Genomic DNA, 16212 nt, shown 5'->3' on the forward strand with positions numbered 1-16212 from the left:
GCACCCCGGCGCGGGTCACGGGTCACGGGTCACGGGTCACGGGTCACGGGTCATGGGCAGTAGATCGACTGGAACTCCTGGTACGCCTGGAGCCCTTCGGGGCCCAGTTCCCTGCCGAGTCCGCTGGCCTTCCTGCCGCCGTAGGGGGAGGTGACGTCGGGGAGATAGCCGTTGAGTCCCACGGTCCCGGTACGGATACGCCGGGCCAGACGGGCGCCCCGGTCGAGGTCGGACGTCCACACCGTGCCCGCCAGGCCGTAGGCGGAGTCGTTGGCGAGGCGTACGGCCTCGTCCTCACCCTCGTACGGCGTGATGGTCAGGACGGGACCGAAGATCTCCTCCTGGGCGACGGTGGACGCGTTGTCCACGTCGGCGAATATCGTGGGCTCGACGAACCAGCCCCGGTCGAGTCCGGCCGGCCGGCCCCCGCCCGTGGTCAGCCGGGCGCCCTCGCTGAGGCCCTTGCGGATGTAGCCCTCCACACGGTCCCGCTGCCGGGCGCTGACGAGCGGGCCGATCTGCGTGGCGTGGTCGAGCGCGTCGCCCACGACGGCGCCCCGCGCCATCGCGGTGCAGAGCTCCACGATCTCGGGATAGCGGCTGCGGGGGGCCAGGATCCTGGTGCTGGCGAAGCAGGTCTGGCCGTTGTTGACCAGGCTGGCCATGAAGAGCTGGTCGGTGTGGGCGTCCAGGTCCGCGTCATCCAGGACGACCGCGGCGGACTTGCCTCCCAGTTCCAGGGTCACCGGCCGCAGCAGCGCCGCGCAGGCGGCGGCGATCCGACGGCCCGCCGCGGTCGATCCGGTGAACGACACCTTGTCGACCCCGGGGTGGGAGACCAGGTACGCGCCTGCCTCGGGCCCGCCCGGCACGATGTTGATCACGCCTTCGGGCAGGCCCGCCGTCCCGATCGCGTCCGCCAGCAGCGCCGGGTCCAGCACCGTCTGCGGCGCCGGCTTGAGGACGAGCGTGCAGCCCGCCGCCAGTGCGGGAGCGATCTTGAAGAAAGCCATGGTCTGGGGGAAGTTCCAGGTCATGACGGCCGCCACCACACCCACGGGCTCCCGGCGCACCACCGTGCTGCCCCGCGGCAGGCCGACACGGCGTTCCTCACCGGACGCGCCGGCGGCCAGGCCGGCGTAATAACGCAGCAGCAGGGCCGGGACCGCGCCCTCGAAGGACTCGGCGGTGGAGATCGGCATGCCGTTCTGCGCGCTGACGGTGCCCGCCATCGCCTCGCGTCCTGCGTCCAGCGCGTCCGCGAGCCTCACCAGCGCGGCCGCGCGGCGCTCCGGCTCCCAGGCGGGCCACCCGCCCGGCGCGTCGAACGCGGAGCGGGCCGCCCGGACGGCGCGGTCGATGTCCCTCTCCACGCCCGCCGGGGCCGAGCCCAGGTACTCGCCGGTGCTGGCGGAGGTGACGGTGATGGTGTCGCTCCCGGCGGGTGCCGTCCACTTCCCGCCGATGAACAGGTGATTCACCTTCATGGCACGTGCATCTCCCGGTTGCGCTGTCGTGGGCGCGCCCTGTGAGCGGGGTGGGACGAGAGGTGCCTCCCCGGCCGGCACGCAGGGTCTTCGCGGTGCGGAGGACAGGCGGGCGCACCCGGTTGCGGCGGCCCACCGGCGGGCGGCGACGACCCCACCGGATGGCGATTTGTCTTATTTGTTCCTGATGTTGTCGAGGGTACACCCATCTGATGACGCGTGCCGTCAGATGGGGTCCGGGTGCGGCCGCCGCACGGGACGGACGCGCCGCAGCCGCCCTGGAGACGCCGGGCCGACGAGCGCCGGGCCGCCGCTAGCATGGAGCCTGAGGAGTCCGGTCGCATGAGAACTTATGACGGTATGACCGCCGAGGAGCGCGTCTCGGCGCGGCGCCGCCGCATCATGGAGGCCGGGCTCGATCTGTTCCACGCCCAGGGCTACCCCCGGACCTCGATCCGCGCGGTGCTGCGGCGCAGCGGGCTCCAGGGCAGGTATTTCGCGGAGAACTTCTCGTCCCTCGACGAGCTGATGGCGGAGATCCTCAAAGAGGTGAACCGGGAAGAGGCCGCGAAGTGCCAGGAGGCCCTTGATGCGGCCGGAACCCGCCGTGACAGGGCGCGGGGCATACTCGACGTCCTGGCCCGAGGGGTCACCGACGATCCGCGCAAGGGGCGCGTCAAACTCATCGAATCCCTCGCGGCGGGCCCGCTGGCGGCGCGGGAACGGCGGCGCGGGATGGGGCAGATGGCCGGCCTGGTGCAATCGCTGCTCCGCGAGGACTGGCCCGACCCGGGGATCGATGTCACCGCGATGTCCCTGGCCGTGGTCGGCGGTGTGAACCAGATTCTCCTGAACTGGGCGGACGGCAGCTTTCACTTCTCGCGCGAGGGCGTCGTCGACCAGACACTCCATCTGTTCGAGGCCGTGGCGGAATTCGGCGGCGCACCGCACCGCGCGTGACCCGGCGGACAGGTGGGGCGAGGCCCCGCCGCGCACCACGGACGGGCCGGCCAGGAGGCCGGCGGATCTCGCGCTCACGCCGGAACACCGGCGGGGCCACGGGACCTGATCCACGGGTCCCGTCCTGCCGATCCGGCCCCGGACCGCGTGCCGCGTGCCGCGAAGGGCACGGACGGGTAGTGCGGATGATCTTCCGCTGGGTAGGGTCGGGGCTCCGCGCGTGCCGCCGGCGCCGCGGGAGGCCGGAAAGTGAGCAGGCAGATGCAACCGACGTTCGTACTGGTCCACGGAGCCTTCGCGAACTCCTTCTCCTTCGCGCCGCTCCAGGCCGAACTCGGCCTCCTCGGACACCGTTCGGTCGCCGTCGACCTGCCCGGCCACGGATTCGGGGCGGCCTACCCGCGCGCCTACCAGGCCCCGCAGGATCTCGAAGGGCTCGCCACCGCGCCCGGCTCGCTCAAGGGCGTCACGCTCGCCGACAACGCCGCGCACCTGACCGGGATCCTGGAACGGGCCGGGCGCAACGGGCCGGTGATCCTCGTCTCCCACAGCCGCGGCGGCATCACGGCCACCGCCGCGGCCAACGCACGGCCGGACCTCATCGACCGCATCGTCTACGTGTCGGCCTGGTGCCCGGTCGCCCTCGACGCCGGCGACTACTACTCCGAGCCGGAGATGGCCACGGTCGACACCGCCTCCCTGGCTGCGGCGATGGCCGGGAACCCGGCCGAACTCGGCCTGCTGCGCACCAACTTCCGCACCGCGGATCCGGAGGTCCTCGCCGCGCTCAAGGCGGCCTTCCTCGCCGACGGAACCGACGAGGAGTTCCTGGCCTTCCTGAACACCTTCCAGCCCGACGAGAACCTGGACACCGGCACCCGCGCCGACCGGGCGCAGGCCGCGACCTGGGGACGCATCCCGAAGACCTTCGTACGCCTGGCCGGCGACAGGAGCCTGCCGCTCGCCCTGCAGGACCGGCTGATCCGCGAGGGCAACCGGCTGACGCCGGACAACCCGTACGACGTCCGCACGCTCGGGGGCAGCCACCTGAAGTGGCTGCTCGACCCGGCGCCGGCGGCCCGGGTCCTGGGCGAACTCGCCGCGCTCTAGGGCCTGTCACGAAAGCTCCAGCCCCGCCCGGCCCGCGCGCGGACGGCGCTGCCCCCGCTTCCTGCCGGGCGGCCGGGCGCCGCCGGCCGGGCGCGGCCCGTACCGGGGCGGCCGGGACCGGCGGGCCGGCGCACCGCGGGTGGTGAGGCGGGTCCGGGCGGTATACGTTCGCGGAGAGAGGGCGAGGGGCCGGCCGCGCGGTGTCGCGAGGGCCGCTCCCGGCCTTCCGGGCCCACGCCGGGAAGGTGCTCCCATGAAGGTCCGAGGATCCGTCGCGTTCGTCACCGGCGCCAACCGCGGGCTGGGCGAGCAGTTCGTGCGGGCGCTCCTCGACGCCGGAGCGGCCAAGGTCTACGCCGGGGCCCGCGACCCCGCGAAGGTCACCGTGCCCGGGGCCGTCCCGGTCGCGGTGGACATCACCGACCACGGCTCCGTCCGCGCGGCGGCCGGCCGGGCGCGGGACGTGACGCTCCTCGTCAACAACGCCGGTTCCACCACCCGGGCGGGCATCCTCGCCGCCGGCCTGGACGCGTTCCGCACGGAGTTCGAGACACACGTGATCGGCACACTCGCCATGAGCAGGGCCTTCGCCCCGGTTCTCGGGCACAATCGCGGCGGTGCGATCGCCAATGTGCTCTCCGTGCTCTCCGTGCTGTCCTGGCTGTCGATCCCGGCCGGCGCCGGATACGCCGCGGCCAAGGCCGCCGAATGGTCGGTGACCAATGCGCTGCGGGTGGCTCTCGCGGAACAGGGCACCCAGGTCACCGCCCTGCACGTCAGCTACCTCGCGACGGAGATGGCCGCGGCCGTGACGGGGCCGAAGTCCGATCCCGCCGCGGTGGCCCGCGCGGCCCTCGACGGTGTCGAGGCCGGATCGCACGAGGTGCTCGCCGACGACATCAGCAGACAGGTGCGGGCAGCGCTCTCCGGAGGAGCGCAGGCACTGTATCCGCAGCTGAGCGGGGGCCGGTCGCTGGTCTGACCGCACCGGAGAAACCGCGGCCCGGCCCGGCGGCGCCGCATCCCCGGCCCGGCGGCGCCGCGGGTTCCGGCCCCGCCCGGGTTCCGCCCCCGCCGCGGGTTCCGCCCCCGCCGCGGGTTCCGGCCCCGCCCGGGTTCCGCCCCCGCCCCTGCGGGCCGCGCAATCCGCGGCGGGGCAGGACACACCGTCAGCACACCGCCGGCCCGCACCGGGATCCCCCGCCCGCCGCGGGCCCTCCCGGGCGGCGCGTTGCCGGAGTCCGGAGGCCGGGCCGGCCGTGTCCGCGGGGGCACCTGGCATCGCGCCGCCGCGCCCGGCACAGGCATACTCGGCCCAGCGGGCACGCGGGTGCCCGCGCGCAGCGGGAGGTACGCGATGGTGTCGTCGTCGGGAACGCAACCCCGCAGGATCACGATCCATGACGTCGCCCGGTCCGCCGGAGTGTCCCGTCAGACCGTGTCGCGGGCGCTCAACGACAAGGACGAGATCGACGGCTCCACCAAACAGCGTGTGCTCGACGCCGCCCGCGCGCTCGGCTACCGGCCCAGCCGGTTCGCCCGCGGCCTGGTCCGCCAGGACACCACCACCATCGGCCTGGTCATCCCGGACCTGCTCAACCCGTTCTTCACCGAGGTCGCCGCGGCCGCGCTGGAGGCGGCACGGGCCCGCGGCTGGCACGTCGTCGTGTACGACACCGCGGACAGGGCCGAGGAGGAACTCGGCACACTGCAGGTGATCGCCTCACAAGTGGACGCGGTCGTCGGCTACTTCCGCTGCTCCGAGGACGATCTGGAGCGGTTCACCCGCGGCGCCCCGGTGGTCCTCATCGGCCGCGAACACCACACGGCGCGGTTCAGCTCGATCCGCATCGACGGCGAGGAGGGCGTCCGCGCCGCGGTCGCGCACCTGGTGGCGCGGGGACACCGCCGCATCGGCATGCTCGACCACGACGGCCGCGCCGAGCCGAGCATCCGGCGCCAGTGGTTCACGACGGCCGCGGCGGCCCACGGGATCGACGCCGGCCTGGCGGTCGGCGCGGACCAGTCGGCCGACGGCGGCGGAGCGGCGCTCAGGACCCTGCTCCACGCCCACCCCGACGTCACCGCGGTCTTCACCTTCAACGACATCATCGCGATCGGCGCCCTGCGCGAGGCGCGCCGGCTCGGCAGGAGCGTCCCGCGCGATCTCGCCGTGATCGGCTTCGACGGCCTGCAGCTGGGCACCCTCGTCGAGCCCCCGCTCACCAGCGTCGCCCTCGACACCCGCAAGCTCGGCGCGCTCGCCATCGACCAGGCCGCACGGCTGCTGACCGGGGTGAACCCGCTCGGGGCCGACGACCTCGTCGTGCGGGCCGAACTGCGGCCGGGCGGATCCGCCTGACCTCCCGGACCCGTGCACGCCCCCGGAAGTCTTGACACTCGACCGCACCGGAGCGCACACTTCCGAACAATTCACCGCTCCCGTGAGCGCTCCCGTGAGCGTTCACGTGAACGCTCACGGGCAGGGAATGCATGGTTTCCCCGCGCCCGCCCCGGCGCTCGGCGCCGCACCGGCACCGTTGCGTCCTGTCCATTCCCACCAGGTCCATTCCAACCAGAAGGCATCCCCCGCCTGAGTGTCAACGTCGACCCGTCTAGCGCCGCCGCTAGTCGTCCTCTGGAACGGAAAATATGAGCAGCACCGTCACGCGCATCCGCCTCGCCGCCGTCGCCGCGGCGGCCGGCATCGCCGTACTCGCCGGGTGCTCGTCGCCCGCTCCCTCGGGTAACGCGTCCGCAGCCTCCTGCGCGCCCGCGAAGGGCAGAGTCACCCTCCAGTACTGGAACACCGTTCCGGGCATGGACCAGGTCGTCGCCCTGTGGAACAAGAAGAACCCGGACATCCAGGTGGAGATGAAGAACATCTCCAACGACCAGTACGGCACCCTCGGCAACGCCCTCAAGGCGGACAAGGCGCCGGACCTCGCCCAGGTCGGTTACGACGAGCTGCCCGCCCTGCGCACCCAGAACGCCTTCGTGGACGCCTCGGCCTGCCCGGCCGCCACCGCGGCCAGGTCGAAGTTCGTGCCGTGGACCTGGTCGCAGACCAGCTTCGGGGGCACCGGCGTGTTCGCGTTCCCGCAGGACACCGGCCCGATGGCCCTCTACGTGCGCAGCGACCTCTTCGCGCGGCACGGCCTCACGGTCCCCAGGACGTGGGACGAGTACGCGGCGGACGCGCAAAAGCTGCACCAGGCGGACCCCTCTCTCAGCATCACCTTCTTCGACCCGAACAACGCCGAGTGGTTCAACGGGCTCCTGTGGCAGAACGACGCCGAGATGTACAGCTACTCCGGCGGCAAGTGGCATGTCACCGTGGCGTCCGAGCAGAGCAGGCAGGTCGCCGGGTACTGGCAGAAGCTGATCGACGACGGTCTCGTGCGCACCGACCTCGCCCACGGTTCGACCCAGATGTACGCCGCGTACCAGAAGAACCAGATCGCCAGCTACGTCGGCGCCGCCTGGGGGTACAGCATGTTCCGCGACAACCTGCCCGACCAGGCCGGCAAGTGGTCGGTCGTGCCGATGCCGACGTGGGGGGCGAACGCCGCGTCCGGCGACTGGGGCGGCTCCACCGTCGCGTTCATGAAGGGCAGCACGCACCTGTACGAGTCGGTCAAGTTCAACTCCTGGCTGAACACCGACCCGCAGGCCCTCGCGCTGGAGAACAAGCTGGGCGGCCTCTACCCGGCGGCCACCGCCGGCCTGGACCTTCCCGCGCTCTCGCAGGGCGTCCCGTACTACAACAACGAGAAGATCTTCGACGTCTTCGCCGGCTCGTCCAGGAACATCGACACCGGCTTCACCTGGGGCCCCACCCAGAAGACGGTGAACCTGGCGCTCCAGGACGCGGTGGCCAAGGCCGCGGCCGGCAGCGGCACGCTCACCGACGCGCTCTCGGCCGCCCAGCGAGCCGCCCTGAAGTCGATGAGCGACCAGGCGATCCCGGCTGTCGCGGGCAAGTGAGCGCCCTGTGACGGACACCGCACCCCGCGCGGGCCGCGCTGCGGTGGCGCCCGGGGGCCGCCGCCACCGCAGCGGCCCCCGGGCGGGCACCATCGCCGCGTTCCTGACCCCGTTCTTCCTGCCGTTCGTGCTGTTCTACCTGGTGCCGGTCGGCTACGCGATCTGGCAGAGCTTCCTCGTCGTACGCCGCACCGGCGGCCAGTACGGCACCTCGTACACGGCCTTCGGCGGTGTCGAGCAGTACGCGCAGGTCTTCCAGAACACCGAGTTCTGGGCCAGCATCGGGCGCATCGCGCTGTTCGGCATCGTGCAGGTGCCGGTCATGCTGTTCGTCGCGCTGATCATGGCGCTGCTGCTCGACACCCCCCTGCTCAGGCTCAAGCCGTTCTTCCGCATCGCGGCGTTCATGCCCTACGCCGTGCCCGGCGTCATCGCCGCGATCATGTGGTCCTACCTCTACTCGCCGCAGCTCAGCCCCCTGGTCGACCTGCTGAAAGGCATCGGCCTCCAGCCCGACTTCCTCGGCCCCGGCGCCGTGCTGTGGTCGGCGGCGAACGTCTCCACCTGGCTGTGGACCGGCTACAACATGCTGATCATGTTCTCGGCCCTGCAGTCGATCCCGCAGGAGCTCTACGAGGCCGCCCGGCTCGACGGCGCGAGCAACTGGGCGATCGCATGGCGGATCAAGGTCCCCGTCATCGCCCCCTCGATCGTCCTGACCACGGTGTTCTCGATCATCGGCACACTCCAGCTCTACGCCGAGCCGGCCGTCCTGCGCCAGATCTCCTCGAACATCTCCAGCACGTTCACACCGAACATGCTCGCCTACGCGGTGGCCTCCGGGAACAACTACCAGCAGGCGGCGGCGGTCTCCGTGGTCATCGCCGTCATCACCTTCGTCCTGAGCTTCGGATTCATGCGACTGACCTCGAAGAAGGCCGGACTGTGAGCGACCAGAGCCCGATCCGCGAAAGCCGCGTCAGCCGCACGGCCGCCATGGCCCTGATGCTCCTCCTGGCCCTCTACTTCCTGCTGCCCGTCTACTTCCTGATCGTCGCCGCGACAAAACCGCAGGGCGACCTCGCCGCCACCAACGGGCTGGCGTTCTCGCACTTCAACCTGTTCGACAACCTGCGCACCCTGTTCACCCGCAGCGACGGCGTCTTCGGACGGTGGGCCCTGAACAGCGTCATCTACGCGGTGCTGGGCGCGGCCGTGGGAACCCTGATCTCCGCGCTGTGCGGCTACGCGCTCGCCAAGTTCACCTTCCGGGGCCGCGAGTTCCTCTTCTCCGTCGTCCTGGGCGGCGTCCTCGTCCCCACCACCGCACTCGCCCTCCCGCTGTTCCTGCTGTTCTCGGCGACCGGGATCGTCAATACCTACTTCGCCGTGTTCCTGCCCAGCATCGTCAGCCCGTTCGGCGTCTACCTCGCCCGTATCTTCGCCTCCGCCGCCGTCCCCCAGGAGATCATCGAATCGGCGCGCCTGGACGGCGCCGGCGAGTTCCGCACGTTCTTCTCGGTGGCGATGAGACTGATGACACCCTCGCTGGTGACCATCTTCCTGTTCCAGTTCGTCGCCATCTGGAACAACTTCTTCCTGCCGATGGTCATGCTCCAGAAGGAATCGCTCTTCCCCATCACCCTCGGCCTCTACCAGTGGAACGGCCAGACCGCCCGCGCGCCGCTCCTCCAGGAATCCGTGATCACCGGCTCGCTCGTGTCGATCGTCCCCGTGATCATCGTGTTCATCCTCCTCCAGCGGTTCTGGCGCACCGGACTCGCCACCGGCTCCCTCAAGTGACCCCACACCCCCGCCCCCGCCCCCGGGCCCCCGGCCCTGCCTTCCCCGCCTCCCCCGCCTCCCCCGCTTCCGCCGCCTCCGCCGCTTCCGCCGCCTCCGCCGCTTCCGCCGCTTCCGCCGCCGACACAGAAGGTCAGGTCCCTCTCCCCATGCAGAACTCCGCGGTCTTCGTGCCCCACTTCCACTGGGACCGGGAATGGTACGAGCCTTTCCAGGTGTTCCGGCACCGCCTGGTCACCGCCCTGGACACCGTGCTGGAGACGGCCGAGGCCGACCCCGACTTCCGGTTCACCGTCGACGGGCAGATGGCCGCGGTCGAGGACTACCTGGAGATGCGCCCCGCCCACCGCGACCGCGTCGCGGCCCTGGTCGCCGACGGCCGCCTCGCCATCGGGCCCTGGCTCATCCTCCTCGACGAGTTCCTCTGCTCCGGCGAGACCATCGTGCGCAACCTGCAGATGGGCTGGGCCGCCGCCACAGCCCTCGGCGGCCCGATGCCCGTCGGCTACCTGCCCGACATGTTCGGCCACATCGCACAGATGCCGCAGATCCTGGCCCGCGCCGGAATCGGGCACGCCGCACTGTGGCGCGGCGTGCCCGGCTCCGTCGACGGCCACGCCTTCCGCTGGCGCGCCCCCGACGGCTCCGAGGTGCGCACCGAGTTCCTCTTCGACGGCTACGACAACGGCCTGGACATCCTGCTGGTGCCCGACCGGATCGGCGGCGCCCTGGACGAATACACCCGGATGACAGCCGCACGGTGGGGCCGGGACCCGGTGCTCGCCATGGCCGGCACCGACCACAACGCACCCGACCCGCACCTCGCGGCCTGGCTGCGGCGCGCGTCCCGCGACACACGGCCCATCACCCTCGCGACACTCGACGAGTACATCCGCACCCACGCACGCGACGAGGTCCCCGCCGTCGTCACCGGTGAACTGCGCAGCCACGTACGCGGCAACATCCTGCCGGGCGTGCTCTCCGTACGGCTCGCGCTCAAACAGCGGATGGCCGTCGCCGAACGCACCGTCGACCACGCCGAACGGCTGAACGCCCTGTGGTCCCGGCGCGACGACTCCCCCTTCCTCTCCCTGGCCTGGCACAAGATCATCGAGTCCAGCGCACACGACTCGGTCGTCGGCTCCGGCACCGACGAGACCGCCGCCCAGGTCGAAGCACGGCTCGCCGAAGCCGCGCACACCGCGCGCGCGGTCCGGGACGCGGCCCTGGCCGAACCCGCCGCCCGCGTACCGGGCGACGGCTACCTGGCCGCCAACCCGCTGCCGTTCGCGCGCACGGCCCTGGTCGAGGTGGACGTCGCGGCCCCCACCGGGAACACCCCCCTGGCCGCGACCGCCGCCGACGGCTCGACGCACCCCGTCCAGCTCCTGGCCACGGCCCCGACCGTACTGAGCGACGAACGCATGGACGCCTCACAGCTCGAACGCGTCCTGCGCCGCATCCACCGCCGCGAACTCTTCGGCCGCCTGATCGACCACTACGAACTCACCCCCGGATCACTCGTCTTCCACCTCGCCGAGGTGCCGGCCGGCGGACCGTTCGACCTGCTGACCCTGCGCCAGGAAACCGCCGCCGCGGCCGCCGCACACCCCGGCCCGTGGAGAGTGCTGACCCTGGAGGAAGCCCGCGCGAGCGCACTCGTGCCCGTGCACGTCCCCGCCGGCGGACTCACAAGCTTCCGGGTCGCCCCGGCCGAGCAGAGCGCGGCCCGCCCGGCGGCGTTCCCGCCCGCCACGGCGACGGCCCGCACCCTGTCCAACACGCTGGTGCGGGCCACGGTCGCCGACGACGGCACCCTGGAGGTGACCGGCGCCGACGGCACCGTACTGCGCGGAGTCGGCCGCCTCGTCGACGGCGGTGACCGCGGCGACAGCTACAACTACGCCCCGCCGGCCCAGGACCTGCTCGTCTCCCAGCCGGCCCGGACCACCGTCGACGTCCTCGAAACGGGCCCGCTGCGCTCACGGATACGGATCACCCGCCTCTACGCATGGCCCGCCGCCCTCTCCCCCGACCGCGACCTGCGCAGTACCCGGACCACACCGACCACGGTGGAAACCCTCGTGGAAGTACGCGCCGGCGAACCCTTCGTCCGCCTGACCACGGCATTCCTGAACCAGTGCGCCGACCACCGGCTGCGCCTCCACGTGCCCCTGCCCCGGCCGGCAGCCCTCTCCGCGTCCGCCGGACAGTTCGCCGTCACCGAACGCGGACTGACCGCCGAGGGCGGCTGGGGCGAATACCCCCTCCCGACCTTCCCCGCCGGCTCGTTCGTATCGGCCGGCGCCGCCACCGTCCTCCTCGACCACACCACCGAATACGAACTCCTCGACGAGGGCCGCGAACTCGCCCTCACCCTGCTGCGCGCGATCGGCTCCATCAGCGTCAACATCCACCCCCTGCGCGACGAACCCGCCGCCACCGAGATCCCCGCACCCGGCGCACAGGATCTCGGCACACGCATCGAGAACCGGCTCGCCCTCATCCCCTCGGCGGCCGGCTGGCAGAACGCGAACGCGGTCGCCCTCGCCGAAGACTTCCGCAACGACGTACTCGTCACCCGCGGAACCGCACCCGCCGGCGGCCTCCTGCCCCCCGACACGGCCGGCCTGCGGGTCGAGGGAAGGGACATCCTCGTCTCCAGCATCCGCCGCGTCAGCGACGACGACCTCGGCGCCGGCACCGAAATACGGCTGACCGCCATGAGCGGCACGCACACCACCGCCCGCGTGAGCGGCACCTTCACCCGGGCCACCACCGTCGACCTGCTCGGCCGGCCGCTCTCCACCACCCCCGTCACCGCGGACAGCCTCGAACTCACCCTCGGCCCCTGGGAGATCCGAACGGTCGTGGTCCGCTAGACAACAGCGGCCACACACCACACACAGGACAACCCCCACGGCCACCGGCACCCACGGCGACCGGCACCCACGGCCCACGGCGACCGGCGGACCCACACCCCCCGCCGGCCCGCAGCCGGCGTCCGGCCCCTTCCGTTACCGAGAAAGAGTGGTGACCTCGTGCCCTCCGACCCTTCCGCGTACGTCTCGGACACCACACCAGGGCGCGGCGCGCTGCGCCCGGCGCGCTCGTGGCTGCACTCCGACGCCCCCTCACGTTCGCTGAACGGACCCTGGCGTTTTCGTCTCTCCCCCACGGCGCGCGCGGCACAGGACTTCACGGCCGAAGACTTCGACGACAGCGGCTGGGACAGCATCCCCGTGCCCTCCCACTGGGTGCTCCAGGGCGACGGGGCCTGGGGCCGGCCCATCTACACGAACGTCCAGTACCCCTTCCCCCTCGACCCGCCGCACGTCCCCGACGAGAACCCCACCGGCGACTACCGCCGCCACTTCGGCATGCCCGCCCACTGGTCGCGGGCCGAGCGCGTCGTACTGCGCTTCGACGGCGTCGAATCCCTGTTCACCGTGTGGGTGAACGGCGACGAGATCGGCAGCGCCGCCGGCAGCCGCCTCGCCCACGAATTCGACGTGACCGCATCCGTACGGCCCGGCGACAACCTCGTCGCGGTCCGCGTGCACCAGTGGTCGGCCGCCAGCTACCTCGAAGACCAGGACCAGTGGTGGCTGCCGGGCATCTTCCGCGACGTCACCGTGAGCGCACGGCCCGCCGGGGGCATCGAGGACCTCTGGCTGCGCACCGGGTACGACCACGGGCGCGGACAGCTCGACACGCAGATCACCGCCGGCCCGGCGGCGTTCCCGCTCACCCTGCGCCTGCCCGAACTCGGCATCGAGCAGGTCTGGGCGACCGCGGCCGACATAGCCCCCCTCACCATCGACGGCGTGCGGCCCTGGTCGGCCGAGCAGCCCCGCCTCTACGACGTCACCGTCTCCAGCGCCGCCGAGACCATCACCGTGCGCACAGGCTTCCGCACCGTCGAGATCCGCGGCGGCCAGTTCCTCGTCAACGGCCGCCGCGTCGTCTTCCACGGCATGAACCGCCACGAGACCCACCCCGAACGCGGCCGCGTCTTCGACGAGGAACACGCCCGCGAAGACCTCGCCCGCATGAAGCGGTTCAACGTGAACGCGATCCGCACCAGCCACTACCCCCCGCACCCCCGCCTCCTCGACCTCGCCGACGAACTCGGATTCTGGGTCATCCTCGAATGCGACCTCGAAACACACGGCTTCGCCGCACTCGACTGGACCGGCAATCCCAGCGACGACCCGGCGTGGCGCCCCGCCTTCCTCGACCGCATCGAACGCACCGTCGAACGCGACAAGAACCACCCCAGCATCGTGATCTGGTCACTGGGCAACGAAGCCGGAACCGGCAGCAACCTCGCCGCGATGTCGGCATGGGTCCACGCCCGCGACCCCGGACGGCCCGTCCACTACGAAGGCGACCACACCGGCGAATACACCGACCTCTACTCACGCATGTACGCGTCGGTGCCCGAGACCGAACAGATCGGAACCGACGGCTCCCGCTCCCCCCTGCTGAACTGCACCCCCGCACAGGCCGCCCGCCAGCGCACCAGACCGTTCCTGCTCTGCGAATACGCCCACGCCATGGGCAACGGGCCCGGAGCACTCGACCAGTACGAGACACTCGTACACACCCATCCGCGGCTGCACGGCGGCTTCGTCTGGGAATGGCGCGACCACGGCATCCTGACCACAGCCCCCGACGGCACGCCCTACTACGCCTACGGCGGCGACTTCGGCGAGGTCGTCCACGACGGGAACTTCGTCATGGACGGCATGCTGCTGAGCGACGACGTCCCCACCCCCGGCCTGCACGAATACAAGGCCGTCACCCAGCCGCTCCGCTTCACCTTCGACGCCGGCCACGTCACGATCACCAACCTGCGGCACTCGGCCGACACCCGCGACCTGCGCTTCCGCTGGCGCGCCGAACACGACGGCACCCCCGTGGACCACGGGAACATACGGGTCCCCGCCATCGCGGCAGGCCGCACGGAACGGGTCCCGCTCCCCGCGGTCCCGCTCTCACCGCACGGGGAAACCTGGCTCACCATCGACGCGGAACTGGCCGCCGCGACCGCCTGGGCACCCCAGGGCCACATCATCGCGACCGCCCAGCTCGACCGTTCACCCCGCCGCCCCGCACCCCCCGTCCGCCACCACACCTCCTGGCGGCCCAGCGAGGGCACACTCACCCTGGGAACCGGCGAATTCACCGGCGGATCCCTCGTACGCCTCGCCGGCCGCACCGTGAGGGGCCCGCGCCTGGAACTGTTCCGCGCCCCGACCGACAACGACGAAGGCACCTCCGGACAGACCGAGGAGAGCGACACCGCCACCGCCTCGCTCTCCCACGCCCACCTGTGGCGCCGCCACGGCCTCGACCGGCTGACCACACGCCGCATCCGCGTGGAACGCACCACCAACGCCCTGCGCACCACCACCCGGGTCGCCGCCGCGAACTCCGCCCTGTCAGTGATCGTGGAATCCCTCTGGTCACTCGCCGAAGACGACACACTCGAACTGCGCGTGGACATCGAACCCTCACGAGGCTGGCCGACAATATGGCCGCGGATCGGAATCCGTTTCGACCTGCCCGACGGCACAGCCCCCGTCGACGGCGCCGAATGGTTCGGCCTCGGCCCGCACGAGTCCTACCCCGACAGCCTCCACGCGGCACGCACCGGCCGTTTCTCCTCCACCGTCCACGGCCTCTCCACCAACTACGCCCGGCCCCAGGAAACCGGCCACCGCTCCCAGCTCCGCCACCTGACACTGACCAGCGGCAGCACACACGTACTGCACCTCACGGCCCTCCCCGACACCCACGGACACCGCCCCGGCTTCACACTCAGCCGCCACACCCCCCAACAGATCACCCGAGCCGCACACCCCTTCGAACTCCCCCACTCCACCACAAGTCACCTGATCATCGACGCCGCCCAGCACGGCCTCGGCTCACGGGCCTGCGGACCCGACGTCTCACCCGAGTTCACACTCCGCCCCCAGTCCCGCACGATCAGACTCCGCATCACACCAGGCCACCAGCCCTGACCGAACACGACACCAACCCGACCCGGCCCGGCCCGCCCTGACCAGTGCCGAGCAACGCGCGGCGCGTACCGACCCGCGTGCCGGAGACAACAGCGGCGCGCAGGCCCACCGGCCCGCCCGAAACACCGGCCACAACGCCCGTCCGCAGGAGGAGCCCGGTCCGCAGGAGGAGCCCGTCCGTACGAGGTGCCGGTCCGTACGAGCGGGCCCCGGGCCGCATTCCCGGCCCCCCTTTTTTCAAAGCCTCCGCGGCACATCACCAGGGTCATGGAGCGGGAACCGGCCGGCCGGTCCGGTCACGGATCCATAAAGACTCCACGGGGAGTTCCCGATATACCCGGCCGACGGCGCCGGCCAGCCCCTCCGGGCAGTTCCCGGCCGCACGCGGAGAAACCCGCGGACGCGGTGCGGACTCGTCCAGGACACGCATCCCCGTACTCCATTTCCCGAAAGCAGGAATGCCCCGGCAGCACGAATGCCCCGGCGCGCCGGCTCCGCCCGGTCAAGGTCACGCCGGTCAGGCCACGCGCGCCCGAGCACCCGCCACACGGCACAGCACGGGCGATCCGGATCCACCGAAGGAACTTTGCCCGCCAGATCCCGCCAGGTCCCGCCAGGTCCCGCCGGGTCCCGCCGGGTCCCGCCGGGTGCCGTATCCGACGGGCCGTATCCGACGCCGGACCCGTGCCATCGCGCCACCGCTCCCCCCGCCTGCGGACCCGGGCGGCGGGCCGCGCGCCGGCAGCCTCCGCCCGCCGGCCACGGCCCCGCGCCACCGCCCGCCACCCCGCACCCGAGTTGCTCCCCCCACATACAGGGGAAGGCCAACAGCCCCA

General features: G+C 71.9%; 10 protein-coding genes. 9 read left to right on the forward strand and 1 reads right to left on the reverse strand.

What is annotated here, in order from left to right; translation table 11 throughout:
* Positions 1-50: 50 nt before the first annotated feature.
* Positions 51-1487, reverse strand: coding sequence for an aldehyde dehydrogenase (locus ACFYYH_RS13495; RefSeq protein WP_388549842.1), 1437 nt, complete (start codon positions 1485-1487; stop codon positions 51-53).
* 342 nt (positions 1488-1829) lie between these two features.
* On the opposite strand from ACFYYH_RS13495, the gene ACFYYH_RS13500 reads away from it, so the two are divergent.
* The 9 genes from ACFYYH_RS13500 (at position 1830) to ACFYYH_RS13540 (ending at position 15376) form a co-directional block, all read left to right on the forward strand.
* Positions 1830-2447 carry a TetR/AcrR family transcriptional regulator gene (locus ACFYYH_RS13500; protein WP_388549845.1) on the forward strand — a complete coding sequence of 206 codons (618 nt, stop codon included), beginning with the start codon at positions 1830-1832 and terminating at the stop codon, positions 2445-2447.
* Positions 2448-2708: 261 nt separating this feature from the next.
* The gene (locus tag ACFYYH_RS13505; RefSeq protein WP_388550443.1) at positions 2709-3557 is read left to right on the forward strand and encodes an alpha/beta hydrolase; all 849 of its coding nucleotides are present in this window, start codon (positions 2709-2711) and stop codon (positions 3555-3557) included.
* Positions 3558-3810: 253 nt separating this feature from the next.
* Complete coding sequence (locus ACFYYH_RS13510; RefSeq protein ID WP_388549846.1) at positions 3811-4539, forward strand: SDR family oxidoreductase; 729 nt, start codon at positions 3811-3813, stop codon at positions 4537-4539.
* A gap of 375 nt (positions 4540-4914) precedes the next feature.
* Positions 4915-5919, forward strand: a complete 1005-nt coding sequence (locus ACFYYH_RS13515) for a LacI family DNA-binding transcriptional regulator (RefSeq protein ID WP_388549848.1) — start codon at positions 4915-4917, stop codon at positions 5917-5919.
* A 290-nt stretch (positions 5920-6209) separates the two neighbouring features.
* Positions 6210-7544: an ABC transporter substrate-binding protein gene (locus ACFYYH_RS13520; protein ID WP_388549850.1), complete on the forward strand. Its 1335-nt coding sequence runs from the start codon at positions 6210-6212 to the stop codon at positions 7542-7544.
* Between the two features lie 7 nt (positions 7545-7551).
* Positions 7552-8493: a carbohydrate ABC transporter permease gene (locus ACFYYH_RS13525; protein WP_388549853.1), complete on the forward strand. Its 942-nt coding sequence runs from the start codon at positions 7552-7554 to the stop codon at positions 8491-8493.
* On the forward strand, positions 8490-9347 hold the full coding sequence (locus tag ACFYYH_RS13530) for a carbohydrate ABC transporter permease (RefSeq protein ID WP_388549855.1): 858 nt from the start codon (positions 8490-8492) through the stop codon (positions 9345-9347). Before ACFYYH_RS13525 ends, ACFYYH_RS13530 begins: the two co-directional genes overlap by 4 nt.
* Before the next feature lie 149 nt (positions 9348-9496).
* Positions 9497-12229 carry a glycosyl hydrolase-related protein gene (locus ACFYYH_RS13535; protein WP_388549858.1) on the forward strand — a complete coding sequence of 911 codons (2733 nt, stop codon included), beginning with the start codon at positions 9497-9499 and terminating at the stop codon, positions 12227-12229.
* 159 nt (positions 12230-12388) lie between these two features.
* A complete protein-coding gene (locus ACFYYH_RS13540) occupies positions 12389-15376 on the forward strand; it encodes a glycoside hydrolase family 2 TIM barrel-domain containing protein (RefSeq protein ID WP_388549861.1) in 2988 nt (995 codons plus the stop codon).
* Positions 15377-16212 lie beyond the last annotated feature (836 nt).

The sequence above is a fragment of the Streptomyces sp. NPDC002018 genome (genome assembly GCF_042890865.1).
Lineage (GTDB): Bacteria > Actinomycetota > Actinomycetes > Streptomycetales > Streptomycetaceae > Streptomyces.